21 protein-coding genes are annotated in these 23,654 nt (G+C 69.1%); 13 read left to right on the top strand and 8 right to left on the bottom strand.

Annotated elements, in window-relative coordinates; genetic code table 11:
• Nucleotides 1-194: 194 nt before the first annotated feature.
• From ACPXCS_RS35795 to ACPXCS_RS35785, 3 genes are all read right to left on the bottom strand, one after another.
• Nucleotides 195-698 carry a hypothetical protein gene (locus ACPXCS_RS35795; protein WP_413093112.1) on the bottom strand — a complete coding sequence of 168 codons (504 nt, stop codon included), beginning with the start codon at nucleotides 696-698 and terminating at the stop codon, nucleotides 195-197.
• Nucleotides 691-1,044 carry a hypothetical protein gene (locus tag ACPXCS_RS35790; RefSeq protein WP_413093111.1) on the bottom strand — a complete coding sequence of 118 codons (354 nt, stop codon included), beginning with the start codon at nucleotides 1,042-1,044 and terminating at the stop codon, nucleotides 691-693. Before ACPXCS_RS35790 ends, ACPXCS_RS35795 begins: the two co-directional genes overlap by 8 nt.
• Before the next feature lie 977 nt (nucleotides 1,045-2,021).
• Nucleotides 2,022-2,282, bottom strand: a complete 261-nt coding sequence (locus ACPXCS_RS35785) for a hypothetical protein (RefSeq protein WP_413093110.1) — start codon at nucleotides 2,280-2,282, stop codon at nucleotides 2,022-2,024.
• Between the two features lie 1,294 nt (nucleotides 2,283-3,576).
• Between ACPXCS_RS35785 and ACPXCS_RS35780 the strand changes: the two genes are divergently transcribed.
• Nucleotides 3,577-7,224, top strand: coding sequence for a hypothetical protein (locus ACPXCS_RS35780; RefSeq protein ID WP_425823856.1), 3,648 nt, complete (start codon nucleotides 3,577-3,579; stop codon nucleotides 7,222-7,224).
• Nucleotides 7,225-7,332: 108 nt separating this feature from the next.
• Here the strand turns inward: ACPXCS_RS35780 and ACPXCS_RS35775 are convergent, their stop codons facing one another.
• Entirely contained in the window at nucleotides 7,333-9,858 is a 2,526-nt protein-coding gene (locus ACPXCS_RS35775; RefSeq protein WP_425823858.1) for a DEAD/DEAH box helicase, read from the bottom strand.
• Between the two features lie 187 nt (nucleotides 9,859-10,045).
• Complete coding sequence (locus ACPXCS_RS35770) at nucleotides 10,046-10,456, bottom strand: hypothetical protein (RefSeq protein WP_425823860.1); 411 nt, start codon at nucleotides 10,454-10,456, stop codon at nucleotides 10,046-10,048.
• A 367-nt stretch (nucleotides 10,457-10,823) separates the two neighbouring features.
• Here ACPXCS_RS35770 and ACPXCS_RS35765 point away from each other — a divergent pair, with 367 nt between their 5' ends.
• The 11 genes from ACPXCS_RS35765 to ACPXCS_RS35715 all read left to right on the top strand — a co-directional run bounded on the left by ACPXCS_RS35765 (nucleotide 10,824) and on the right by ACPXCS_RS35715 (nucleotide 20,104).
• Nucleotides 10,824-11,009 carry a hypothetical protein gene (locus tag ACPXCS_RS35765; protein WP_376620842.1) on the top strand — a complete coding sequence of 62 codons (186 nt, stop codon included), beginning with the start codon at nucleotides 10,824-10,826 and terminating at the stop codon, nucleotides 11,007-11,009.
• Entirely contained in the window at nucleotides 11,009-11,242 is a 234-nt protein-coding gene (locus ACPXCS_RS35760) for a hypothetical protein (RefSeq protein WP_425823862.1), read from the top strand. Before ACPXCS_RS35765 ends, ACPXCS_RS35760 begins: the two co-directional genes overlap by 1 nt.
• Nucleotides 11,243-11,539: 297 nt before the next feature.
• Nucleotides 11,540-11,701 carry a hypothetical protein gene (locus ACPXCS_RS35755; RefSeq protein ID WP_376620840.1) on the top strand — a complete coding sequence of 54 codons (162 nt, stop codon included), beginning with the start codon at nucleotides 11,540-11,542 and terminating at the stop codon, nucleotides 11,699-11,701.
• Nucleotides 11,702-11,755: 54 nt separating this feature from the next.
• Nucleotides 11,756-12,097 (top strand): hypothetical protein, encoded by a 342-nt coding sequence (locus ACPXCS_RS35750; RefSeq protein ID WP_425823864.1) that lies wholly within the window; start codon nucleotides 11,756-11,758, stop codon nucleotides 12,095-12,097.
• 35 nt (nucleotides 12,098-12,132) lie between these two features.
• On the top strand, nucleotides 12,133-14,025 hold the full coding sequence (locus tag ACPXCS_RS35745; RefSeq protein WP_425823866.1) for a hypothetical protein: 1,893 nt from the start codon (nucleotides 12,133-12,135) through the stop codon (nucleotides 14,023-14,025).
• A gap of 214 nt (nucleotides 14,026-14,239) precedes the next feature.
• Nucleotides 14,240-14,422 (top strand): hypothetical protein, encoded by a 183-nt coding sequence (locus ACPXCS_RS35740; protein WP_411098755.1) that lies wholly within the window; start codon nucleotides 14,240-14,242, stop codon nucleotides 14,420-14,422.
• Nucleotides 14,419-14,898, top strand: a complete 480-nt coding sequence (locus tag ACPXCS_RS35735) for a hypothetical protein (protein ID WP_413093102.1) — start codon at nucleotides 14,419-14,421, stop codon at nucleotides 14,896-14,898. The genes ACPXCS_RS35740 and ACPXCS_RS35735 overlap by 4 nt, the downstream gene beginning before the upstream one ends.
• A gap of 5 nt (nucleotides 14,899-14,903) precedes the next feature.
• Complete coding sequence (locus ACPXCS_RS35730; protein ID WP_388983219.1) at nucleotides 14,904-15,401, top strand: hypothetical protein; 498 nt, start codon at nucleotides 14,904-14,906, stop codon at nucleotides 15,399-15,401.
• 161 nt (nucleotides 15,402-15,562) lie between these two features.
• Nucleotides 15,563-17,743, top strand: coding sequence for a hypothetical protein (locus tag ACPXCS_RS35725; RefSeq protein ID WP_425823868.1), 2,181 nt, complete (start codon nucleotides 15,563-15,565; stop codon nucleotides 17,741-17,743).
• Nucleotides 17,744-18,109: 366 nt separating this feature from the next.
• Complete coding sequence (locus tag ACPXCS_RS35720; RefSeq protein WP_425823872.1) at nucleotides 18,110-18,487, top strand: hypothetical protein; 378 nt, start codon at nucleotides 18,110-18,112, stop codon at nucleotides 18,485-18,487.
• 300 nt (nucleotides 18,488-18,787) lie between these two features.
• Nucleotides 18,788-20,104 (top strand): hypothetical protein, encoded by a 1,317-nt coding sequence (locus tag ACPXCS_RS35715; RefSeq protein ID WP_425823874.1) that lies wholly within the window; start codon nucleotides 18,788-18,790, stop codon nucleotides 20,102-20,104.
• Between the two features lie 67 nt (nucleotides 20,105-20,171).
• Here ACPXCS_RS35715 and ACPXCS_RS35710 read toward each other — a convergent pair whose 3' ends face one another.
• Nucleotides 20,172-20,639, bottom strand: coding sequence for a hypothetical protein (locus ACPXCS_RS35710; RefSeq protein ID WP_425946736.1), 468 nt, complete (start codon nucleotides 20,637-20,639; stop codon nucleotides 20,172-20,174).
• A 192-nt stretch (nucleotides 20,640-20,831) separates the two neighbouring features.
• Here ACPXCS_RS35710 and ACPXCS_RS35705 point away from each other — a divergent pair, with 192 nt between their 5' ends.
• A complete protein-coding gene (locus tag ACPXCS_RS35705; RefSeq protein WP_413093098.1) occupies nucleotides 20,832-21,437 on the top strand; it encodes a hypothetical protein in 606 nt (201 codons plus the stop codon).
• 70 nt (nucleotides 21,438-21,507) lie between these two features.
• Here the strand turns inward: ACPXCS_RS35705 and ACPXCS_RS35700 are convergent, their stop codons facing one another.
• A complete protein-coding gene (locus ACPXCS_RS35700) occupies nucleotides 21,508-22,125 on the bottom strand; it encodes a hypothetical protein (RefSeq protein ID WP_376620829.1) in 618 nt (205 codons plus the stop codon).
• Between the two features lie 402 nt (nucleotides 22,126-22,527).
• Entirely contained in the window at nucleotides 22,528-23,328 is an 801-nt protein-coding gene (locus ACPXCS_RS35695; protein ID WP_425823878.1) for a hypothetical protein, read from the bottom strand.
• Between the last annotated feature and the right edge of the window lie 326 nt (nucleotides 23,329-23,654).

Here is a 23,654-nt window from a genome sequence, read left to right as displayed (position 1 = left end):
TAGTTGACCCCCCGGAGGACCAGAATCTGACCTCTCGGAGGGTCAGAAAATGACCCTCGGGGCCCAGTGCTCAAGCCCGAGGGTCAAAAAATGACCCCTGGGGCTGAGCTGCGCTGATGCCGAGCACGCTGGAGTGGGAAACGCGAGGGCCTCCCGTCGTCGATGACGACGGGAGGCCCTCATGGCAGTGCTGTTCAGTCCTCGTCTGCGGCGTTGTAGGCCTCGTAGAGCTCTGCGAGCGAGGCGGCACCCGTGTAGCCGGCTTCCGGTTCTTCGTGGACTACGTACACCGTCTGTGTGCGCAGTGGGTTCCTTGGGTTGCGTCCGGTGCGCCAATCAGCGGCACCGATGCCGCGGAGCTGCTTGAGGTACTTGCGCAGTGTGGTCTTGGACTTGATGCCGGAGATGTACAGGAGCTTGGCTTGCCCGGGCCAGACCCGTGTGTCGCCGAAGTTGTCCTTGCGCTCCTGGTTCACGTGCACGAAGAGAGCCCAGTAGAGCGTCTTCGCGCCAGGGAGGATGTCGGCGAAGAGGACCCAGTCGGGCAGCTGGCTGAACGGGTACCGACGCCGGCGGCCGCGTTCGAAGCTGGCATCCCCTGCAAGATCCTTCGGGAGGCCATCTTCCGCGATCTCCTCCGCAGGGTCACCCCCTGCAGGATCTGGCGTGTCCTTCGACGGGTCCGCTTTCTTAGCCATCGAGCTTCACCCCCGTAGGGGGAGTGCAGTTGAGGACGTACCGGTTCGGCAGTCGGTTGCCGTTGTCATCGTGGCGCGGTTCGACTGAGATGGCCCCTGCTTCGCGCAGGGTGCCGATGTTCTTCTGCAGGGTTCGGGTGGAGACCCCAGTGAGGGCTGCGAGCTGAGTCAGAGGGATGTTCACCTCGTCGTCCTTTGCCAGCAGCGACATGTGTCCGTAGAGCCATGCTTCGCTGCGGCACTTCTGGAGCACCCACTCGGGGATGGTGGCGAGCCTGACTCCTGAGCGGTCAGTCGTCCTGCCCAGTTCGACCACCATTTCTTCCGTTTGGTCTTGTTCTGTCACTGCTCGACGCGCTCCTGTCCTTTCGAGAGTGACCCGCTTCATGGGGTGGAGCCCCGCATCCCGCGTTACTCTCGAAGTCGTAACGAGAAACGAACGGTCCCCTGCCGGCCAGCATCGGGGGCCGTTCGTGTTTTTTGATCACCTTACACCCCTGAACGATGCTGCACGTGGTGAACAACGATGCAGGAGACGAAGCGTGTCGCCTCGTCTGGCGTAAAGGGAGCAAACTGCGCCGCAGATCCGGGTGATGAACCGGCGCGGCGTCAAGAAGACACGGCCGTGACTCACCGGTCAGAGATGTATGTGCGGGCTGCTGGACGGGGATAGGGTGACCCGCAGCGGCGGTAGATGAGCCGTCCGCTACTTCAACAACCCCACGGAACCAGAAGAGCCCCGCGGCTCAGCTGCAAGTCAAGGCCTGGAAACCTATGCAGCGAGCACCATGCGGGGCGTCCTGGGAGACCTAACTCGAGGATCGGTCTCGTGAGCACCAATGTACCCGCATGCCTGCGGGAGGACGCAACAACAGATAGGCCCACCGGGCGGCGAGTCTCTCGCCGGCTTCCGGTGGGCCTTCGTGCGTCTGGTGTCAATGCTCTCCGTGGTTCTCACCCGATGGAGGCGGGTTTCAGGGACTCAGCGATCAGTGCTCCCCCTGCTCTGTCCGTCGCTGACCTCTCGGAGGTCCTCATGACCTAGTTCCTGCTGCGGACTGGTGAGGCGTGACCCGTGTGGCGCGGGTCCTCGTACTGCTCCAGTCCAGGCCGTTCGCTCGATGTGGCGTCGAGTTGGCAGCCGCTTCGTTACTCGGGCCCCGGTACGGGCCCGTTGGTCCCCCGCACATTCGTGCGGTTTCAACCGGTTCGCGCCGGACCCGCCAGGAGCGGGCCCTTTTGCGCTCGCTTTTGGCATCACGAGCACGGAGACATGATGCCGTACACCCGCGCGCGCTGCCAGCCCTCCTCAGCGGCGCGCCGTCAAGTAGCTGAACCGAGCACATCCAAAAGCACCCCGCGGTTGCACTTCACCCTGATCACGGCGAAGTCCGACCAGTGGGTGAGTGGCACGGCCTCCCGGCGCATGCGCACGCGCCGGGACTGGATGAAGGCGGTCCGCTGGATGGTCGCTGCCGGTGTGCGGAAGGGGGCGAACGCGACGACCGTCCGGGTAGCTGAGGACATCGCGGCCCGGATGTACCGCAGCAAGGACGGCACCGTGGCGTACTGCCAAGCCGCCATGCAGAGGCGCCTGGGACTGTCGGAGCGGTGCGTCGCCGTCCACGTTGCGATCCTGCGTGAACTCGGCCTCCTGGCGTGGGTTGAGAGGGGCAGCTCGCTTCGCAACTCTCTACGGAGCCGGCGCGGAGACGCCTTCGGGCCGCACATGGGATTTCGACGGTCGGCGACGATCTACGCCCCCGTAGCTCCTCGCGCGTGGGATGACGCGATGGGGCACCGGATCGACGGCAAGGGCTACTGGGCGCGGCAGTGCGGGGTCACCGAAGAGGGCCGCACCCAGGCCGTTGCGCAGGTTCAGAATGACCAGCAGAGGCGACAGCTGAAGCCTGTGGATAACTCTCACTCGTGCACCCCTTCTGTGTGGGTACCTAAGCCCCGTACTACCTCTACTTCTAGTGGGAGCTCTCAAGACACTGCGCGTACGCGCGCGCAGTGGTCTGGAAGCCAGCAGTCAAAGGGCGGTCATCGGGCCAAGGGGGCGACAGCCTTCACGCCGCAACAGGCGGCGTACTTCATCCTGGAGACGCAGTTCGTCAAGCTCCACACGTGGTGGACACAGGGCTCGTGCGTCCGGCAGCTCGCGTACGCTCTGCGCCCGCTGTACTCGGCCGGCTGGTCCGCGCAGGACTGTGCGAGGGAGCTTGCCCGCTGGACGGTCCCGCTTCGGCCCCATCGTGTCGCCGCCTATGTGGCGTCAGAGATCCGGCGCCGTGCCAACACCGGTCTGCTCTACCTGCCTGACGGATCGGTAAAGCCTTATCGGCAGGCCCCCGTGCGGGAGACGACGGAGCCCGAACGGCTTGGGGCGATGGCCGAGAAGTGGCGGGCCGAGTACGGGCCTGCCTGGGACGCCTCGGCTGAGATCCGTCGGATGTGCCGCGAGAGGCTGCGGGCGCAGCACACTCCCGGTCGCCGGCAAGGTCGACAGCCCACGGCACTTGCCGAGGCCCGGCCGGAGAGGGTGCTGCTGACGTCGGCCGAGATCGAGGAGTTGCATGCCCACTTCGCTCCGATCAGATCTTGTGAGGATCTGTGGGCAGAGGCGGAGGAGCGGGCTGCTGCTCGAGTTCAAAGCGGTACCTGGGAGTCCGCCCCGGTGATCGTCGAGCCGCGATGAGGTGGGGAGACGGGAAGGTCCGTGGCGGTGCTCGCAGCGGAATCCCGCAGGCTGCTTGCCGGAGCGTGGCCGCCGCAAGCTGTTCGGCAGCGGTGGTGATGTTCAGAAAGAGTCCGGCGCGAGCGGCCCTTGGGCTGGCAGGCTGAGGCCCAGCTCTTACGCACAGAAGGACGATCGATGCCCCACGAGGAAGTCCAGCTCCTGGACCGGGTACTGGGGGAGTACTCCCGTGACTCGGTGCTGACGATGCTGCGTGCGGCGTTGGACTCGCCGGGATGCGCCCGACTACATGATCATCTGCTGTTCGCTTGGACTCGCGCCCTGGCCAGCCCTGCTGCGGAAGGGCAGCAGGCGGGCGCCGGAGACCTCCCCGGCGTTCTGCATGCCGCCCTGCGAGCGGCCCCCACGCGCGGCATCACCACCGGCCGGATGCCCAACGACGCGGCGGATGCAGTGCGGTTCACGCTCGGGGAGAGGTCCTACCTGATTCACCCTGGCGAGCTCGACCATCCGCTCATGGTTCTGCGGGCACTCCGTGACACCGCCGATGCCGCGGATGGGCACCTGGTCGCGGTGCGCGGATTCGGCATCCGGGACGTCCTGGAACTCGCGCTGCGACACACCGACCACATCGTCAGATACCTGTCGCCGACGTGGCCTCCAACCACCGCCGTGGAACCGGCACCCGAGCAGATCACGTGCGAGGTCACTGCCGCAGAGGTGACCGCTGCGGGCGAGATCGGGACCGACCATGTGACCGACAACTTCTCGGGGGAGCCGGACCGGAGAGCGGCCGCGCTCGCCTACCTGACCCGCGACATCACCGAGCTGCCTCTCACATATGCACCCGGTCTTCCCCTGCTCGGCCCGACGCTGCTTGTGCGGAGCGTCGACGGCCGCACTGAACCTGTCCCTGCATCGACTGCCTTGGAGGCCGCGGCCGCAGCAGCAGGTGATCTGTTGCAGAGACACCCGATACCGGACGATGCCCAGTCGAACCTGCGCCTTCGCACCGTCACACGCGTCGCACGACTCCTCGGCCTTCGGGAGGCACCCACCCAGCCCGACGAGGTGTGCCGGATCAGCTCGCCGTCGCACCGACTGGAGATCGCCGTCGTCGCCAGCCTCGGCGACGATCTCGCCGCTCTCGTGGAGAAGGCGCGCGCCGAGCTCTTGAGGACCCCATCCGGGACCGGCCGGCTTGTCGTCTACGCAGGGCCACGTTTCCTGGGTCGGGAGGTGGTCACCGACACGGTCTACGTCCACGTGGAGGAGCTCAGCGAGATCTTCGCCGCGGCCGGCGGCGACCTGGCCATGGTCGCGTTGTGGGTCCTGGAGCTCACCCAGCACCCCGGGGCGGACGCCGTCGCCTACTACGACGTGCTGGACGCCTGGAGCGCCTGGCACGCCCAGGCGACCCTCCTGCCTCCCGGCCCACCGCAAGAGGGTGTGGCCCTGGTGGAGCCGTACGGCCTGGACGTGTCGTGGGAGCGCGCTGCGCTGTGGGCATCGACGGACACCCTGCTGGACTCGGCCGGGTTGCCACCGGCGGTCGACTGGGACCACTGCCGTCTCACGGCGGCGCAACAGGGTGAGGGGCGATGGGCCGACCTGGCACAGAACCTTCCGGAGCGAACGGTGCGAGTCTGCGTCAGCAGTCACCCGCCGCTGGTCATCGTCACCACCATCAGTCCCGAGCCAGGTGCGCTGCTTGACGAAGCCGCGTTCACCGGCCTCGCCGACGGAATCCGCGGCACCCTCGCTGGCCATCTCGACCTCACGCGCCACTTCACCTTGCCGGGACGCCGACCCGTCATCCTGCACCTCACCGAGACCGTCACCCATCACGATCCGCCTGCGAGCCGCCCCATGGACGTCCCCGCTGACGCGCTCGCCGTGAAAGTGGGTGTGGACGAACAGGCCGCCCGGATCGACTTGGTGCTCGACCCTGCTCTTCTGGCGCGGTTCACCGAGGACGGTCATCACATCCTCGGCCGGATCCTGCACCAGACCATCAGCCGGATCCGCACCTCCCACGGCGCCGGCAGTGGTCTGGCAGCCGACACGTTCAGCACCGCCTGGGACACAGCCGTCCCAGTGATCACCTGGTACGGCAATGGCCCGTTCGCTCCAGCTGCCGCGCCGGCCCACTACCTGCCGAGCACACCGCATGTCCGAGCTCGGGCACTGCGCCTGGCCGCTGAAGCCGTGCGGGACGCAGGTGTACCGGCAGGCACGTTCACCGGGGCCGAAGCGTTGCGCAGGGGAGGCCCGGCCGAGCAGCTGTTGCATGCCCTGGAGGGCGCACTCGACGGACATCTCCGTGCCTACCGTCCGGCCTTGGTCCCGGCCCTGACCCGACACCTCAACGCTGCCCTCTCCGCACGGAGCCGCGGCCAGCAGGAGGCCATTCCCGGAATCGTCCGCGCTGAGGGGAGCACCTGGGAAGAGGAGGCCCGCCGCCGGGAGACCGATGGCGCCGCCGTCACCACCGCCCTCCAGACCCTCCTTCAACAGGCCCTCGCCACACCGCCCGCAGGCGATCAGGCTGCCGACCTCATCGCCGTCGCTGATCTCGTCGCCTTCACCGAGCTTCTCCTGCGCACCGCGCTGGTGGCCGTCCCAGCAAGCCGGAAACTGCACTCCGCGACGCTCACCGTCGACACCACAGGCGTCTTCACCTTCGAGACCCCCACCACCGCTGCCACGAGGAACTCGGCTGAGGCCACCGAGGCTGGACACCTCGGCTTCGACACGCTCGCCTTCCGCCAGGCACAGGAACAGGCGTGGCTCGCCCGCGCCCGGTCCTCTGATCCGCAACCCATCACCGCGCAGGAGCTGTTCGCGGCCCGGCGCGCCCTTCGCACTCCGACCGAGTTCACGAGTCTCAATCCGCCGGCCGGCAGCACCCTCGCCCGCGCCGACCGGGAGCTGACCGCGCAGTGGGGCTGCGGGCTCGACGCCCTGGCCGCCGTTCTCGCCACCACCTCTGACTGGCCCGTCGAGGCTGACGGCATTGCCGCGACCAGCAGGAAGGACATCGCCCGCGAGGCCGCCGCCTGGTCCCAGCTGCCAGAAGGCCAAATCCTGGCCGCCGTCGACCAGCTCCTCCTCCACAGCGGCAACGCCACCGCGACGCACGCACATGCCTACGCCGAGGTCGAACGGCGGATCCGGCCCACGACCCACCCTCTGATCGCTCATGCCGACGGCATCCTGATCGCGCCCTGGCTCGTCCACACCGCTCAGCAGCTCTACGCCGCTTCCCTCAGCGACAGCCGACTGCCCCGGCCCGACACACCGCCGAAGGTGGCCGACCTCCTGGACCGTTACCGCCAGCAGCAGAACAACCAGCTCGAGACGGACCTGGCCGATGCGGCAGCGCGTGCCGGCCTGCCGCATCGGCCCCGCTTCGATGTCGGACCGGCAGCGCGCGCCGGCATCCCCGGACTGCCGGGTGAGATCGACCTGCTTGTCGCCGATCCGGCCCGGGGACGGCTCTGGGTGGTCGAGGCCAAGAACCCTCACAGGGCGATCAGCAGCCACAGCGTCGCTCAGCATCTCGACCGCTTCGTCCGCTACCGCAAGAAGCTCCTGGCGAAGGCCCAGGTCCTCTCCGCCCATACAGAGGCGGCAGCGCGGGTTTGCGGAGTGGACACTCCGCAGGAGTGGAAGGTCGTCCCGATCTTCGTCACCCGCAACATCGACCCGGCCGCCTTCACCGCCGACCCGGGTGTCGCGTTCACCAGTATCGGCCACCTCGCCGCGGTACTGGGCAGCGCCACGGAGCCGGACATCGGGTGGAACCCCGGCCCCAGCAGGTGAGAACCGCCGACGTGCCCGGCGTGGGGTCCAGGAGCCCCGAAACCCCTCGTGTCCGCCCGCCGCGCGGCCGCGGGCGGCCGCGCGGCAAGTGCGCGATCCGGCGAGCCCTCAGGAAGTTGCGGCGCCAGGCGCCTGGGCGAACGTCGAGAACAGGGCCCCAGCGGTCAGCTTGTGGTGGGCCAACTGCTCCGCGACAGCGTGCGAGTTGCCCCAGCGGTGCTGGCCGTGCGTGAGCGCCTCTGCCCAGCTGCGCACCGCGGTGGCCAACGCTTCCCACCGCTCCAGGGTGACGACCCGCATCCCTTCGACAGTGATCGCCTGGAAATGCGGCGTGCGACTGGGATGGACGATCACGGGGAGCTGCTGGGTGACCTCGGGGTACGCCTGCTTGTCCCAGCGGACGCTGCCACCAAGCTGGTCCAGGTCGTGCTTGTCGATCGTCTCGGCGACACAGCCCGTCTTCAGCTCGATCACCGCGTGCCGGCCGCCGCCGAGTACCCACAGGTTGTCCGGCCCGGTGTCGTACATCTTCTCCGGGCGGGAGCTGGCGAACCCCAGATGGCGCCCCAGGGCTTCCCACGCGCGCTCGGCATCGTCAGAACGCTCCGGGTCTCCCCACACCACTTCCTCAAGCAGCGCCTGCACGCCCAGGAGCAGCGCGGTGCCGTCTGCGTACGTCTCGGACAGGAACGCTGCCGCTGCCTCTGCCTGAACAGCCGCGGGGCGGAGCTGGGCGGGGGTGACTCCGCCGGCAGGCCGGAGGACGAACGGGTTGTCGTCCAGTGCCTTGGAGAGCAGCTTCTGCGCGGCCGCGGGTTCAACGTGGTGGAGGTACGCGGCACGCTGTTCGATCAGCCAGCCTCGCACCGCGCGGTCGCTGACCATGCCGATGGCCTTCTGCAGCCGGTCGCTCGCATCGATGTAGCGGCCGGTCGCCGCGAGGTTGAACGCCTCGCGTACGCCGATGGCTTCGTCCCGGACGGTTCCGGTGGGGGCGTAGTGCACAGCAGCGAGGCCTTCACGGCTCAGTGCCCGCCACTGCGGGTCCCGGCTCAGGCACAGGCCGATCGCTTCCCGGATTCCGTCCAGCCCCTTGCCGGTGAGCTGCTCGGCGAGGCTGCTGCTCAGGTCGATCTGGGCGCGGGTCGCCGGTGAGAACAGGGCCCGCTGCTTCGGGTCGTGCAGAGCGACGGCGAGTTGGCTGCCCAGGAGCAGTACAGCGCAGTGGTCCTCGCTGTCGCGTACGCCTCGTCCCATGCCCTGCTCGATGCGCTGGATCTGCCGGGCCAGCAGGGTCGGGCTGCCCGACAGGAGCGCGGCCTCACGGCGTTCGGTCGGGTCCATCGGGCGCGGTACGCCGTCCAGGATCAGCAGTTCGCAGGCCTCCCGTGGGAGGTCGACGCCGTCGTACTTGTTCACCATGACGACGAGTCCGACCCGCCCGTCCTTGAGAGCGCGCACGGTGCTCGGCAGCTCTCCTGCGTGCACGACCACGTCCGCGTACGACCGCCACGGCGCAGCCGCCCGGGTACTGGGGACCAGGACCACCACGTTGACCGGCTGCGCTTCGGCCGTGCCGTCGCCGTCCCGGTCACCGTCGGCGAACTGCCGGGCCAGCCGGCGGACAGCTTCCTCGTCGAGCTGAGGGTTGAGGGCGATGGGCGCGAGGATCATCCGGTCGCCGAGGTCCGCCGCGCTGCCCGGCGTCACCGGCTGCTGCACGTCCTTCGGTCCGGCGTCGAGGTCGGTGACGAGCACGCTGTCGTCCGCGAGCGTGGCCGTGAGGTAGACGCGCCGGCGCGCTCCTGCGAACGCGGGGATCATCGCGATCGGCGGACACGGGGGACTGACCTGGATCTCCTGGCTGGTCACGGTTGCCGAGCACAGGTGCAGCATGTTCGCGATCAGCGGCCAGGTGAACTTGAAGCCCTCCTCCCCGGCGTGCGGGTGGAGGATGTCCATGATCCGTTGCTGCTGGCTGATCCACGACCAGAACGGCACGGGCACCGAGGCGGTGTGGTCGTGCGCCCGGATGTCCGCCCAGCCCTTGGGTGACTGCGCCTGGAGCTCGGAGGCGAACAGAGCACTCAGCGCCTCGTACGCGGCATGGCCGGCGGGCACGGTGAGCCGGAACTGCGCCTCCGTCGTGGTGAGGGCGGCGTGCGCGTCGTCCACGATGACGATGCCGACGTCCAGCTTCTCCCGGCTGTCACCGACCACGCCGAACACGGACTGCCCGTTGACCAGCTTCTGGAAGGTGGTCACCAAGATGGACTGCCCGGCCCGGAAGGCCAGGTCGTCGACGCGGTCGGTGACGGCCAGCCCCATCGACTCGGCCTCTGCCCGGACCTGCGCGGCGAGATAGCGGTCCGGCGCGAGGTAGGCCGCGGCTCCCACTCCCTCGTTGAGGGTGCTGCGCGCGATCAGCAGCCCGACCGCCGTCTTCCCGCCGCCGGTGTTCTGCTTGATCACCACATCGCGGCGTTCGCGTCGCCCGAACCACTTCTCCAGTACCTCGCCCTGCTCATGCCGCAGGTAAGGCCACGGCCGGCGAGGCAGTGCGGCGTAGATGTCCCGGGGCCGCAGCAGCGGTTCGCTGCGTCCGGTTCCTACGCGGCTCAGGTCCAGTGGCATGGTCCGTTCCCCCTCCACGCGGCGCAGCCTGGGAAGTGGCTGCTGCCACCGGACATCTTCTACCGCGCCGCCGGCCGGTCGTGGCGTTTTCGAGGAGGCGGAACCGGACTGGCGAGGGCCGCCCCCGGAAGCTGCTGTCCGCTGGCGCTTTCCGCCTGGGGGGCGGGACCAGGTGGCAGCCGGTGTATCAGTCCTCGGAGGCGTTGCTCGTGTTGGCGAGCGCTTGTACGGCGAGCTGGTGCCAGGAGACGGGCACGAAAGCAACGACCTCGTACCGGTCCACCTTGATCACGATGTGATGGCCGTGTTCTGCGACGTCCGTGAGGATGCGCGTCAGCTCGGTCCGCGCGTTGTCCGAGCTGAAGAGCTGGACCTCTGGCGCGGTGCCCAGAACGTTGCGCGCTTGTCCGTACCAGCCGGTCGAAACGATCACCGCGGCGGGCCTGTTGTGGCGGGAGACGAGTTGAGGTCTGGGGCCGGTGAGGGTGTCGTTGCAGGACAGCGCCAGAACGTCTCCCCACTCTCCGCGTAGGCGGCCGACGGCGAGCTCCCGCTCGTAGGTGGGCATCGTCGGCGGCTCCATTGTCATGGCGCGCATCGTCGCAGCGTATCGCGTCACCCTGCAAATCTCACGACAGCGTTAGAAACTAACGACGTCGTGTTGCGACGTCGTTAGTTTCTGCGCTACGTTCCATGACGGCAGAGATCAACTGCCGGGCCGCAGAGCCACGTTGCTTCAGAACTGCACAGAGCGCATACGAACGGCCCGCTCATCGGCGGGCCGCTGAACTGAACGGATTCAGTCCCGCGCATGCCACCACGGATGTGCGGGAGCTGCGCCCGCTCAGGGCACACAAAAGGGCCCTCCGCACCCAGCGATTCCAGCGCTGGACGAAGGGCCCTCCAATCCCGGGAGCAGACCCCGGGGACCGTCCGCACACCTCAGTCAGCGAGGAGCACGGAACATGCAGCACTCTACGGCCACCGAAGGCGACCGGTACGCCGCCTTCGAACACCCGGCCCACCCCGACGACGAGAAGCCCAGGCTCCTCACCCCTGACCAGCGCCGCCGCGCCGCCGCGATCCGCCGGGCCGAGGCCGACCGCCGGATGGACCGAGCCGGTCTCGGCCTGGGCCTCAGGGGAGTCTGATGGCTACCAACCAGGTCGCGGTTCTGAACCGTCGGCCCCTTCGCAACGCCCGCGCGGTTCTGCGTTCCGACGCAGGCCGCGCGGCCTGCGCCAGCAGCGTCGACTTGTTCGAGCGGCTCGGCGGGAACGGCTCTCCGAACCCCGCCGACAAGACGGCGGCCGCCAAGGTCTGCGCAACCTGCGTCCTTGGCGAGACCTGCGCCTTCCGCGTGAAGGGCGGTGGCCGCCGGTGACGTACGCCGAGCAGAAGCAGCGCGCTGACGAGGCGCGCCAGGCCGCCGAAGCAGCGGAACGGCAGACCGCCCGCCTCACCGGAAGGGGGGCGTGATGGCGCCGCTGAACTTCAGCTTCTCCGACCCCGGCCGACACGGATCCTCCGGCGGCAGCACCTTCCGCGGCCGGGCACCGAAGAACGCAAAGGCAGCCTCCGACGCGGCAGCCCGCTGGGAAGCCTCCGAGCGCGGCCGGGAGACCGGGCGTCGCGAGCCGGACCCCGGCCGCCGCGGGCTCCGTGGATGGAGGCGCGGCTGATGGATTGGGACCGGTACTTCAACCCGGGCCCCCGACGGTCCTCCGCCAACATCACCCCCACCCGAACCGCTGCCGTCCGCAGCGAAGCCTCCAAGGCCGCCAGCCGCATCGGCATCCTGCGCAAGCTCGACGAGCCCAGCAGGCGAGGCAAGCGCACCTGAACACCCGACAAGGGGCGGGGCCATCAAGGCCCCGCCCCAAGGAGATGAACACCGATGACCACCCATGGCGGCGAACACACTCCAGACCGCCTGCTCGACCTCGCTCGCCGAGCACACTCCCTCGCCCTCGACTCCATCACGAACGGCCACTTCCCGGAGGCGACGGCATGGGCCTCCGTCGGCCGGCTGCGCATGGAGATGTACCGCGCCGCCCTCGCCACCAACTGCCCTGACTGTGAAGGGCGCGGAGTGGTCGCCGTGCCGTGTACGAACTCCCACTGCACCGAAGACCACGGCGACCTCGACAACCACCGCCAGCACTGGGGCCCCTGCCCGAACCGGGTGACCCACCCCTGGATCCCCGACCCGGCGGCGGACACCGCTCCGGCCCCATGAGCACATCCCACGCACACCAGTAAAGGAGCACGCCGGTGTCCGGCATCAACCTGGCCAGCCTCGCCACGTCCCCCGTGGTTCTCGTGGCGGTCGTCATCCTCGGACTCGGTGCGGTCATCGGCATCTCCAAAGTCCTCACCCGCGACAAGACCAGCACCCCTGGCCCTCTCGACGAAAGCGAGGACCAGCGCAGAAAACGCGAAGAGCGCGAAAGGACCCTTCGCGTTCACCGGGCGAGGCGAGTAGCCGATATCGGCACCTATATCTTCGCCAGCATCGCCACTTTCGCCGCGCTCCTCGGAATGTGGCCGATCGCCCAGAACAGCGTGAAACTCGCCGGAGTTCCGACCGACTGGGTCAACCTCGGCGCACTCATCGCTGTCGGAATGGTCGAGGGCACCATCATCATCTCCGGGATCCGGGCCCGGGCGAACATCCTGGCCGGCGAACCCTCCGGAGCCGACGGGATCGCCATGTGGGTCGCGGTCACCGTCTCCGCGATCCTCGCCTCGATCGAAGTGGCCGTCGCCGACCACAACGGCCTGAGCGCGGGCGAAGTCTTCGTGGCAGTGCTGGCACGTCTGGCAGCACCCGTCATCGCGGGCTTCCTCTGGGAACGAGGCCTCGCCCCGGAACGGCGTGCGACCGGCGTCGAGAAGGTTCACTCGCTCATCACCCTGCGGCGGCTCCTCGTGCGCCTCGGACTGGCCGCTCCGCACACCGCCGACCTCGGCGCCCTGGACCGCGACTTCCGCCTCGCCAAGGTCGCCCGTCACATCGCCAACGCCAAGCGCCGGCGGCACGGCAGTGTCACCGGAAGCCGGACCAACCGCCGCAACCCGCGCCGGCGCCGTGGCCCTTCCACCCGCTGGTCCGAGTGGCGTGCCCGCACCACCCTCATCACTGCCGTCCGGTACGGGGCGATCCAGCCGCCGGACGGAATGAGCCTCGGGGATCACGTCGGACTGCACGCGCTCACGGAGGCGCTCATCGAGGGCGAAGCCGCGGTGCCTCTCCACCTCGCGACCGCACGCCCCCGATCGGGCACCCCGACGGGCCTCCGCCCCGACGACGATTCCCTGACCCCGACTCGGAACCCCGACTCGGAACCCCGACCGGCCGCCCCGATCATCGGGGCCGACGCCCGAACCCGATCATCGGGCCGACCCGATCCCACCCCGATGATCGGGCCGACGCCCGAACCCGACCCTGCCCCGACGATCGGGGCGACGCTGCCGCCCGACTTCGCTGGGTCGGCCCCGACGCCCGAACCCGACCCCGATCTCACCCCGATGATCGGGCCGACGCCGGACCTCGACGCTGCCCCGATGATCGGGCCGACGCTGCCGCCCAGCTTCGCTGGGTCGGCCCCGACGCCCGAACCCGACCACACCCGCCCCGACCCGAACGCCACCCCCGACGAGGTACCGATCGGGCACCCCGATCAGACCCCGATCAGCGGTCTCACCAGTGGAAACGAAACCGATCGGGTAGAGGAGCCGTCGCCCCCGACGCAGCCCGCTGGCAACCCCGATCCGCTGGAACCGCGTCGGCCGACCAGCTCGGTCCGCCACCCGATCAACGCCGCAAGTGACGGCACCCGATCGGCTCGCATCGACGTGCCGGTCACCCCCGACGCCACGTTGGGCAACCCGGCCGGTACCCCGACTGCACCCGCGTCGGCCTCGGCGGAAGACGCCGAGCAGGCTTCCCGATCGGGTCCGACCCCCGACGCCGTCAAAGGCAAGTCGGGGGGCCGACGCACCCGCGAGGAGCTGATCGCTGCGGTGGAGGCGCTCGACCCCGACCAGCCCACCCTCAGCCCGAACTACGTAGCCAACGCCGTCAACTGCTCCTGGAAGCGGGCCAAGGAACTGCTCCAGGAGACCGGCCGGCTCCCCGACCCTGAACCGGCCGAAGGGGAGTAGCCCGCGCCCGGCTTGCCGAACGTATGTACGATTCGCGGATGAGGTGAGCCGCCCCGGCCGCCACCTCATCCAGCGCCCCGCGTCGCTTCCCGCAGCACGCCCTGGCGCTCGCCCGTGCCCCGGGCACCCCGCTACCCGCCGCCGCCAGCAGGCCCAGTTGTGCCAACAGGCATCCCGGGCCCGCTCCCTCCTTACCGCTTGGAGGCACGCGCCCATGTCCATCCGTATCCCACTGCCTCGAGCGCCTCGCCGTTCGGAACCCACCCCCTCCCGTCCCTCCCCGCTCAGCGCTCTTCCCCAGCAGCGCCACCTGACGGTCGTTCCCGACCTCAGCGTCTGGGACCCCAACGAAGAGCGCATCCGCCAGCAGCTGATCGCCTGCGGGGTGCGCCTGTGAGCAGCAAGAACGCGCCGGAGGACGAGCGGGGGATCGACTGGCGCTCCGTCGGCGACGGAGTGATGCGCGCCTACGACGAGACGCGCGACGAGCTGGCCGACGTCTACACCGAAGCTCGCACCGCCACCGAAATCGCCGTCCGGCAGCGAGCCACCGCATGGGGCTGGAAGACCCACATCCCGTTGAACTTCCAGTGGATGCGGCTACCACTCAACGTCCCCGCTTTGCTCATCGCCGGCGTCACCACCGCGATGGCCGACGACCCCTGGTACCTCCTCGGCCGGGCCCTTCCCGCCCTGGTCATCGGCCTGATCCTCGCGAAGACCCCCCTGGGCGGGCTCGTCCGGCTCGCATGGAGGACACCGGGTCTCGGCTACCTGCTACGCGTAGCCGTCACCAGCACCCTCTGGTTCCTCCTCATCGCCCTCGTCATCGGCTACCACCGTCCCGCCCTTCATTACCTATTCGGAGTCTGACCAGCATGAACACCACCGGAGCAGCACTCGGCGGGACCGGCACCGTCATCATCGGCATCGCCCTGCTGGCGTACCAGGTGGGCCGGTGGAAGGGCGGCGACCCCACCCCCAAGATTCACTACTTCCTCGGCCTGACCATCGGCGTCCTGCTGTTCCTCGGCGGCGGAATCCTCGGCGCCATGGGCGGAGCCGCAGCTGCCCTCGGTGACGGGGTCGGAGCGTACGTCCTGGCGGGAGCAGCCGAGATCGACGTCACCGGCCAGAAACCGGCCGCCACCGGCGCTGAGAAGGTCGGCCTCGGCGGTGTGGTCACGGGCTTGGTCCTCGTCTGCTTCTACGCCGGACTGATCAAGTCAGGCCGTGCAGACGTCACCGGCTCCCTCGTCCGAGGTGCACTCACCGGCGTGTTCCTCGGACTCGGAGGCGGTCTGATCGGCAGTGCCATCGGCCTGATCACCACCAGCGGCAACACGGTCGGAGACCTCCTCCTCAACTCGGCCTGAGCCGTCCAAGGACCTGTCTGCGGCCTGGAATCGGCCTGTCTGGCACCTGCACCCGGCCAGGTGCCAGACAGGCCTCAGAACAGGCTCTGACCTGCTGAAACGGGTCAGACAGGCCGCAGGCACACCCCCACCTGAACCACCGAGAACGGCAGAAACCCACGATGACCCGCCCCGCTGACGAAAACGAGATCGTCGACGCCGAACTCCTCGAAGACAACCACCGCGGCCCGGGCGCCTCCCAGGACGACGAGGACCCGGACACCACTCCGTACGTCCGCATGCTGCTGCACCTGGCTCGGCGGCTGGCCGCCCGCGAGGCCAAGGTGCTCGCCACGGGCGCCCGCCACACGACCGGTGAGCTCAGGCGCTGGCGAACCACCGAGGACCTCACCGACGCGCACGTCGCCCGTGACCTCCTCAACACCCAGTACCGCCTGTGGCAGACGGCCCAACGCAAGAAGACCGGCCTCGCCAGGGCCCAGATCAGCCGCCTGGAAGCGCACAACAAGCGCCAGATGCAGCTGATGCTGCAAGGCCGCGGCCCTGGGCCCACACCGACCACCGCGAACGCGATCGAGAAGTGGGCCAAGTTCCAAGCGAAAGTCGAGATGGTGGAGTTCGAGCCCGCCATGCCGACGCCCGTAGCCGTCACCGTGGGACGCGGGCAGATACGCCGACGGCGCGCCCGCCGCTTCCACGCCACGGCTGTGGGCCTCACCATGGTGGACGGTCTCGGGCTCACGCTGTTCACCGGCCCGGTCGTGGTCACGGATCTCGTCCTGGCGGCGGCCACCGCCACCGTCCTGTGGGTACAGGGGCGCGTCCGCACGACGCTGGCCCCCGCGCTTCCGCACCTGACATTTCCCTACGCCGAACTGCCCGAGGAAATCGAACCCGCGGAAGAACCTGTTGCAGGGGACGACGGGAAGCCGTTCCCGATCCGGCAGGCCGAGAATGCGGAACAGGTCGAGGAATGCCTTTTCCGTGCTCTTTCCGTCGATGCCGATATCGCACAGGTCACGGATGCCTCACGCCTTGCCTACGGCTGGCAGGCCATCGCCGTTCTCAACTCCGGTACTCCGGCGGACATTGTCCGCCTGCTGCCGAAACTCGATGTCGCGTTGCGCGTCGGGCAGGGCCGCACCATGGCCCAGGGGGGATACAACCCCAACGACAGCGCAGAGGTGATGGTCCGGGTCCTCACCAAAGACCCGTTCGCCAACCCGCCGGCCTTCCCGATGCGGAACCCGTTGTCGTGCTCGATCCTCAAGCCCGTCTCCATCGGCATCAGCATCGACGGCGAGCCCACGGACGTCATCCTCGCCGGCCAGCACATCCTCATCGTGGCCAAGTCCGGCGGCGGCAAGTCGGCGATGGTCCGCACCCTCGCCGAATACGCCACAGCCTGCTCCGACGCCGTGGTCTGGGACCTCGACCCGACCGGCCGCGGACTCGGACCTCTACGGGGCCTGGCCGACCGGACCGCCTACACAGAGGAGGAGATCGAGGCCGCGCTGGCCGACCTGGTCCGCTACGCCGAGAACCGCATCGCCGCCCTCGACGAAGGCGAGGACAACTGGGTCGTCACCGACGAAGAGCCCGCCTTGATCGCGTTCCTCGACGAGTACTCCAAGCTGTCGAAGAAGGCCAAGGAGCACGCCCTCGCCCTCGTCAGGATCGGCCGGAAGGCCAGGATCACCCTGGTGATCTGCACCCAGGACGCGACCAGCGACATCATGGGTGACGCCGTCGCCGACTCCTTCGGGATCCGCGTGATGCTGCCCTGCCGCATGGACGACGTGCCGATCGTCGTCGGAGACAGGAGCGCGATCTCCGCAGGCTGGCTGCCGCACCTCCTGGTGCCCAGCCCGGGGGAGTGGGACATCGCCGACGCGGGACGCTTCTACTGCCTGACCCCCAGGCACCGGGCGCCGATCCTCCGCTACTGCCCCCACCTCGACGCCGGCACGGCACTCCTGCGGGCCAAGGAGCGCCTCAACGTCGGGCTGCCCTCTCTGGACGCCGTCACCACAGGCGACGCGACCCGCAGGCCCGTCCCCCGCATCGCCCAGCTCCTGCTGGACGCCTTCGAAAGCGAGGGATGGCCTGCGCAGATGACCGTCGACGAACTCCACGGCCACCTGCGGGCCGCCGACGTCGCCACGTGGGGACGCTGGGACGACCGAACGGACCGGCTGGCCATGGTGGGACGCACCCTGCAGGCCGAGCTGAAGAAGGCAGCGCTCACGATCCCGACCGTGCGAATCACCGACCGCCCCAACAAGCCCACCGCATACCGACTCCAAGACATCCAGGAGGAGATCAACAGATCCAGCCAGTGACCACCACGCAAGCACCGGGATCGGCAGGATGCCGGTATGACAACCCACAACCCCACCATCCACCTCCGCCAGTCCGCGGACACACTCGAGCGCCTGGTCCGCGAGTTGAACAGCGGAACGGCCGGATGGCAGCACACCCGCCTCGCGGTGACCAGCGCACATGAGCTCGGGCGGATCGCCGCTGCTCTGCCTGCCGTCACCGAGCTTCTCGGCGCGGCCCTGCACACCCACGCAGGGCCGCGCGCGGACACCGCCACGGGAGCTCTCTCACAGGCGACCACCACCGCTCGGGAACTCACCGGGCACCTACAACGCGCACGAACGCACGCGCAAGCACTGCGCTGAACCGTCCACTTGGGGGACCCCTTGGAATCGATGCACGACGCCGGGCAAGCCGCCATCGCTCTGACAGCCCTTGTCGGCTTAGCGCTGCTGAGGCTGGCCGGCTGGCGACAACGGCGGATCTCCGCACTACGCCATGAGATCGAACGCCGATCCGAGATGGTCCGTTCTTACGACAAGGACAGCGAGGCCTACCGGCTGTACCGCGACGAGACCGACGGGATGGCAACCGAGATCCGGCGCCTGAAAGCCGGCACCGGCCCCCTCACCGTCACCATCGCCGTGATCGCCACACTGTGCGGCCTCGGCGCAGCGGGGTACGGCGCCGTGACCGCATCGCCCCTGGCCCTCCTTCTCGGCGGAGTGTCAGTGATCACCGGGTTCCTCCTGCTCCTCAGCTGACCGGACCGCACAGACCGCCCACGACGGCGATCCCCCGCGCTTCCGACGGCGTACCCCGCGTCAAGGGCGCCCTCTTGCAGAGGGCGCCCTTTCGTCGTTCTGGCCGCTCTCCGTCGCCAGCAGTGCGGTAGCCTCCCGGAGCGGCGTGCACGTACGCCGGAGCTCCCAGGAGACGCGGCCCACGCCCGGTCTCCGAAGGCGGAGCAAGGTTCGAGGAATCGCGTGCTCCTGGTCGAAGCCGTCCTGCACAGAACTCCAGTGCGGCGTATGCGTGGGAAGCGCCGCGGCACGGAGCTGAGCATGACGAAGGACCGCACCCGCAAACTGAAAGTCCGCGCGGTGATGGCGGCATCGGGGCGTACGTACGGCGACGCCGCGGCCGCGCTGGAGCAGTGGACCGTGCCCGACGCCGGCCGGCGGCCCCCCGCCGGTGTTCTGATGGCACCCGACCCGCTGGGGCAGGCGGACAGCGGGGAGCTGTTTACGGCTCCGCTGATGGTGGTGGCCATGTTGCCGCGCGGCCAGGGCGGCCTCGATGCGGCGCAACTGATCGCCGACGCCTGCGACTACCTGATCTCCCACGAAGGCTGGTACCGAGCCAGGGCCGAGGTGTACGGCCCGCGGCCGACGCGCGAAACGGGCATGCCTCCGCTGACCGGCCACAAGCCGGCGATGCTCCTGGTGCGGGTCTCCGCCCGCCGACGCTGGAGCGCCCAGACTCTGCAAGCCTTCCTCCGAGACGCCAGCACCGCGATCCTGACCGCCCTCGTGAACGAGCACCCACGGATCACCGAGCGGCACGTCTCCGTCCAGGCCCTGCCCCAGAAGACGGGTCAGCAGATCGTGGCCGTACAGCAGGGGAAGCCCGACGCGCTGACCACTGAAGCCCATCCCAGCCTGACCGACCTTCATCCTCTCGACAGTGAAGTGGACGAGGCCGAGGAGTACCCGTTCCGGGTCGTCGACAGCCAGGACGTCGGCTGGTTCGCGGTCGGACCCGCCCGGTACACCAACACCGTCCTGCAGAGCGGCGGAGGAGAACCGAAGAGCCTTGCCGCTCTGGATGCCGAACGGGGACCGCTGCGCACCGTTGTGCCCGTCCCGCAGGAGGACCTCGAGCGACTGCGCGACGCGCTCGCCGCAGCAGGTCCCAGGGCAACGGCTTCTCTGTTGGTTGCGCTCTACCGCCTCGCCCGACGGCACGCTGACCAGGAGTACGAACGGTCCGAGCGGCGCCAGAGCAGCCGTCTGTACGCCGGAGGCGATGACACCTGGGAGACCCAGGCCATGCGCAGCCTCATCTGGGGCCTGGGCGTGGACCTGGCGGACAAGGACCGGCGCCTGGACAAGCAGGCGATGCAGGAGGTGATGACCATCGTCGACCAGTGGGTCACGCCTGAGGCCGACGTGTACGTCGAAGTCGCCGGCAGTGTCGCCCGCGCCTTCCAGGCCGCGGCCGAGCACGCCGGAGGCTGGGAGGCGCTGGCCGACCGTCACTTCCAGTCCGGCGACCGGTTCGCGCGCTCCGCGAACGCGGTAGAAGCTGCCTACGCATGGCTGATGGGCGAGCCCATGCCCTCCACCGGGCCCGGGCCGGGAGATGCTCAGCGACTGTAGCGACTCACGGCCCCAGGATGGTGCGGGACTTAGGCGCCCACGTCCCGCACTCGAAGCGAGCGGCGTCCTAGCCGCGGCCGCGCAGCGCGACGACGGAGACGGCCGCCCAGGCCAGCGTGGCCACACCGACGGCCACCGAGCGGGCATCCTGCGGGGTCCCGGACGAGACCATCGCTATCGACCAGACACCCCAGCAGCACCAGAGCAGACGCGCGGGCCATGACCGCAGGACAGCGCTCGTGAGAAAGGCCCCGGCGCCCAAGCCCACCCACCAGTCGACGAGGTCACCGGGGGCCATTGGCAGCCCCGCGCTGTTCGACCGCAGGTACGCGACCACAGGCTGGTGAATCGTCTCGGCGAGCCCACTGCGCCGGGCGTACTCCCACGCCCAACAGGCCGCCCCGTAGACGAGCCCCACCTTGATCACGAAGAGGAAGATCCGGGTCGGCGACAGGTCGATGGGCACGTGCGGTTCCAGCCCCCATCGGCTTACCCGCTCCTCCTGGTCAAGCGGCTCGGTGACATGCGTAGCCATACGGGTCCCTCTCTACGTCCGGAGCAAGGTGCTGCGGCAGACGGCACGTCGGCATCCGACCGGGTGCCGTCAACGCGTGTCCGCGGCAGTGCACTCTGACTTGAAGACCGGACACCGCTCAGGACAGGCACGGCTCGGGAGCTCCAGCGTCGACGTACGGTCGGTGGCTCCCCGGACCTCTACCGTTCGCTCATGACCACAGCGATCACCCGGTATGCCGCTCGCGACCAACCAGAGGTCGTTCGACACGCAGCCTGGCTGCTGTGCCGCTGGCTGACCGAACACCCCGACGGCGCGGCACTGGCCGAGATCCAGGCCGACCCGTACTTCCGTGAACGCGTCGATCACGCAACGGGCGAGGAAGTCACAGCAGATGTCATCGAAACCGCAGCCCGGGTTCTCGTCGAGGAGCGCCGAGTCGTCACGGAGGGCGATGTCTACCGGCTGCAGCCCGCGCTCCGCACCCCGCTGGATGTGACCACCTTGGAGTGGAAGGGGGCTGTCGTCCCCGGATTCAAGCGGAAGCGGTACACGATGAGGCTGTCGCTGTGCCCCTCGGGCTGGCCGCTGCCTCCGGAGCGGGCCGGCTACCCCGGTCACGAGATCTGCGGGTCGGTCTTCGACCGTGTCCGTGACCCGAGCGGATTCTGTGACGCCCTGCCGATCTGGCGCATCACCCGGAGCAACGGACGGATGACCGGCACGCAGTACTGGTGCGACGAGGAGCTACCAGCCGACCTCCGGGCCGCCGCTGTGACACTGGAGCACCAGCCTGAAACGGCAACCCGCTCCGTATAGCCCTAGCCCGACGTCGGGGCGCCGGGCCCCAGTCCTCCGCGACACGGCTCAGGTCGCGGCCGTCCGCCCGCTACCCTTCGGTGCCCCACGAGACGCGCACGAGGTACGGGCGCTGCTCCGGAAGCACCTCGAAGGTCCACTCCAGCCCCGCCGAGTCGGTGACGCGGGACTCGCCTTCCTGGGTGGGCAGCGAGATACCCGCTCGCGCCATGTAGTCCCGCATCTGCTCGATCACCTCGGCGGCATTGTCCTCGGTCATCTCGAACCCGAGTTCCAGGCGGGCGAAGAGCCGCGCGGTCATCACGCCCATGCCGAAGGGCAGCTCGGTCTGCAAGGCCAGGAACCACTTCTTCCTCTCGCGATGGCGAGGAGACGCCACCCGGCTGGGGACGCCAGCCTTGACCTGGGCGTAGGTCCGATCCACGTGACGGGCCTTGTAACCGGTGACGACGGAGGCGTCCCTGCTGAGGGTGACCGAGAACTTGTCCCGCTGGGTACGGAGCCGCCACCGGCCGGTCTCGGGATGCCGCAGCGCCGGGCGGGCGTCGACGGCGAGCAGATCTTCGAGCAGCGAGCGTATCTGCGCCTCTGCCGCCCGGCGATCCCCTCCGTGCGCGTCGATGAAGTGGTTGAGGGCCGCGTTGGAGATCGACACCTCGTACGCCTCGTCGGACTCGAGCGGACGCACACTGGCCTCCCGCCAGCGTGTCTCCTGCCTCAGGTCAGGCTTTGCCTCCGGCTGGGCCGCTCGCGGGCGGCCGAACCCGTCGCAGGACCGGCACCAGCCGTCAGCCATCGAGGTCTTCCGGGCACAGCGTGAGCCGTCCTTGTTGTATCGGGTGCACTGCCTAGTGGGCGGCTGGGGGATCGCGGCCATCGTGAAGTCCCTGGGCGTAGTGGGGAGGGAGCAGGCGGAAGAGCCCCTGACCTGCGTGTTGACGCCCTGACTGTGTGACGGACCCCGCCCGATCGCCGCATGCGCGCGAATCCTCGCTCCCCTCGTGCCCTGCCGGCCCGCTTCTTTCGCTCCACCCACCGGTGGACAGCCCGCATCTGCCTGAAGCCTCGGCGCCCCTGCGGCCGCTGGGCCTCAACAGGAGAATGGGGTGCTCCGTCCCAGGGCCCGTCGGATCGTCAGGTGGTGCCGCGTACGCAGGCGCTGGAGCTCCCACACCGACAGCAACGTGACGGACACCGGCGGGCCGACCACGAACAGCGCGTGCACCGCCGGAGGGGCAGCCACCGGCGGGCCGTCCAAGGCCTGGACGACGAACAGCGACCAGACCAGCACGGGTGACAGCAAAGGCGGCAGGACCTCGGAGACGTCACCGACGCGGAAGGTGTAGTGCACGCTCAGCACCACGGCTGCAGCACCGAAAGGAACGCCGAACAGTACGCCCGCCGTGGAGACGAGCGCGCCGACGATCGGCAGACCGCCAAGCGCCTGGGTCACCTGCACCGCGCCGCCCAGAAGCAGGAACCACAGTCCCACCGCCGATCCGAGCAGCGCAGCGAACCCCGCGGCCGGCCCGGCAAGACGCCGGCAGTAGACGGCGCGCACGGAAGACCGCGCGGACAGCACGAAGCAGGCCAGAGCGATGGGGCCCGCGACGAGCAGAACGCCAGCGCTGAGGAACAACTCGAGCACCTGGTCCGCCGCGACATCGGCCGCCGACTCCTGGAGGGGGTAGGACCGGATCAGCCACAGTGTGGCCGCTCCGCCGACAGTCGTCCGCGCGACCTGCGCGGCCGTGATGGCCGGGTCCGATATCCGGTCCTGGCGGCTCGGGCGGAACAGCCGGTAGGCCGTCCGGAACGGAAGAGTGAGCAGCCGGAGGCACCCAGCGGTCCGGGTACCCCCGGTGTACCGGGTGCGTGCAGCGATGCTCATCGTGTGATTCCTCGTGGAAGCGGTTGGTCGGGTCTGGACGTGCTCGTGCGCCTTGGGCAACTGGCAGCGAGTGGCTGCTCGAGAGAGAAGTGCTGAACTTATGAGCTGATGCGACGAATAGCGACGGTTAGCGAGGATTGCCCGGTGAGGTGGCATCGGGAGGCATCAAGAGCTGGGGAGATCGGCGTAACAGCCGGACAGCGTGCAGGTGAGAACGCCGCTTCTGATCGAAGGTGCCTGCTGCCCCCTCTCGGTCCACTGAGGGGGCAGCAGTAGCGAGGGCTGTTCAGGGGCAGAGCGCTTCGCCGGTCGTAGGCCGGGCGGGC

This window comes from Streptomyces sp. DT190 (assembly GCF_049846985.1).
Classification (GTDB): Bacteria; Actinomycetota; Actinomycetes; order Streptomycetales; family Streptomycetaceae; genus Streptomyces.
The sequence above is the reverse complement of the archived record's forward strand: the minus strand, read 5'-3'. Positions and strand labels throughout refer to the sequence as shown.

Excerpts from the sequence above, each read along its gene's own strand:
- ACPXCS_RS35795 (WP_413093112.1), bottom strand. The coding sequence starts at position 698 with ATGGCTAAGAAAGCGGACCCGTCGAAGGACACGCCAGATCCTGCAGGG.
- ACPXCS_RS35785 (WP_413093110.1), bottom strand. The coding sequence starts at position 2,282 with ATGGCGGCTTGGCAGTACGCCACGGTGCCGTCCTTGCTGCGGTACATC.
- ACPXCS_RS35780 (WP_425823856.1), top strand. The coding sequence starts at position 3,577 with ATGCCCCACGAGGAAGTCCAGCTCCTGGACCGGGTACTGGGGGAGTAC.
- ACPXCS_RS35775 (WP_425823858.1), bottom strand. The coding sequence starts at position 9,858 with ATGCCACTGGACCTGAGCCGCGTAGGAACCGGACGCAGCGAACCGCTG.
- ACPXCS_RS35770 (WP_425823860.1), bottom strand. The coding sequence starts at position 10,456 with ATGCGCGCCATGACAATGGAGCCGCCGACGATGCCCACCTACGAGCGG.
- ACPXCS_RS35765 (WP_376620842.1), top strand. The coding sequence starts at position 10,824 with ATGCAGCACTCTACGGCCACCGAAGGCGACCGGTACGCCGCCTTCGAA.
- ACPXCS_RS35760 (WP_425823862.1), top strand. The coding sequence starts at position 11,009 with ATGGCTACCAACCAGGTCGCGGTTCTGAACCGTCGGCCCCTTCGCAAC.
- ACPXCS_RS35755 (WP_376620840.1), top strand. The coding sequence starts at position 11,540 with ATGGATTGGGACCGGTACTTCAACCCGGGCCCCCGACGGTCCTCCGCC.
- ACPXCS_RS35750 (WP_425823864.1), top strand. The coding sequence starts at position 11,756 with ATGACCACCCATGGCGGCGAACACACTCCAGACCGCCTGCTCGACCTC.
- ACPXCS_RS35740 (WP_411098755.1), top strand. The coding sequence starts at position 14,240 with ATGTCCATCCGTATCCCACTGCCTCGAGCGCCTCGCCGTTCGGAACCC.
- ACPXCS_RS35730 (WP_388983219.1), top strand. The coding sequence starts at position 14,904 with ATGAACACCACCGGAGCAGCACTCGGCGGGACCGGCACCGTCATCATC.
- ACPXCS_RS35725 (WP_425823868.1), top strand. The coding sequence starts at position 15,563 with ATGACCCGCCCCGCTGACGAAAACGAGATCGTCGACGCCGAACTCCTC.
- ACPXCS_RS35715 (WP_425823874.1), top strand. The coding sequence starts at position 18,788 with ATGACGAAGGACCGCACCCGCAAACTGAAAGTCCGCGCGGTGATGGCG.
- ACPXCS_RS35710 (WP_425946736.1), bottom strand. The coding sequence starts at position 20,639 with ATGGCTACGCATGTCACCGAGCCGCTTGACCAGGAGGAGCGGGTAAGC.
- ACPXCS_RS35705 (WP_413093098.1), top strand. The coding sequence starts at position 20,832 with ATGACCACAGCGATCACCCGGTATGCCGCTCGCGACCAACCAGAGGTC.
- ACPXCS_RS35695 (WP_425823878.1), bottom strand. The coding sequence starts at position 23,328 with ATGAGCATCGCTGCACGCACCCGGTACACCGGGGGTACCCGGACCGCT.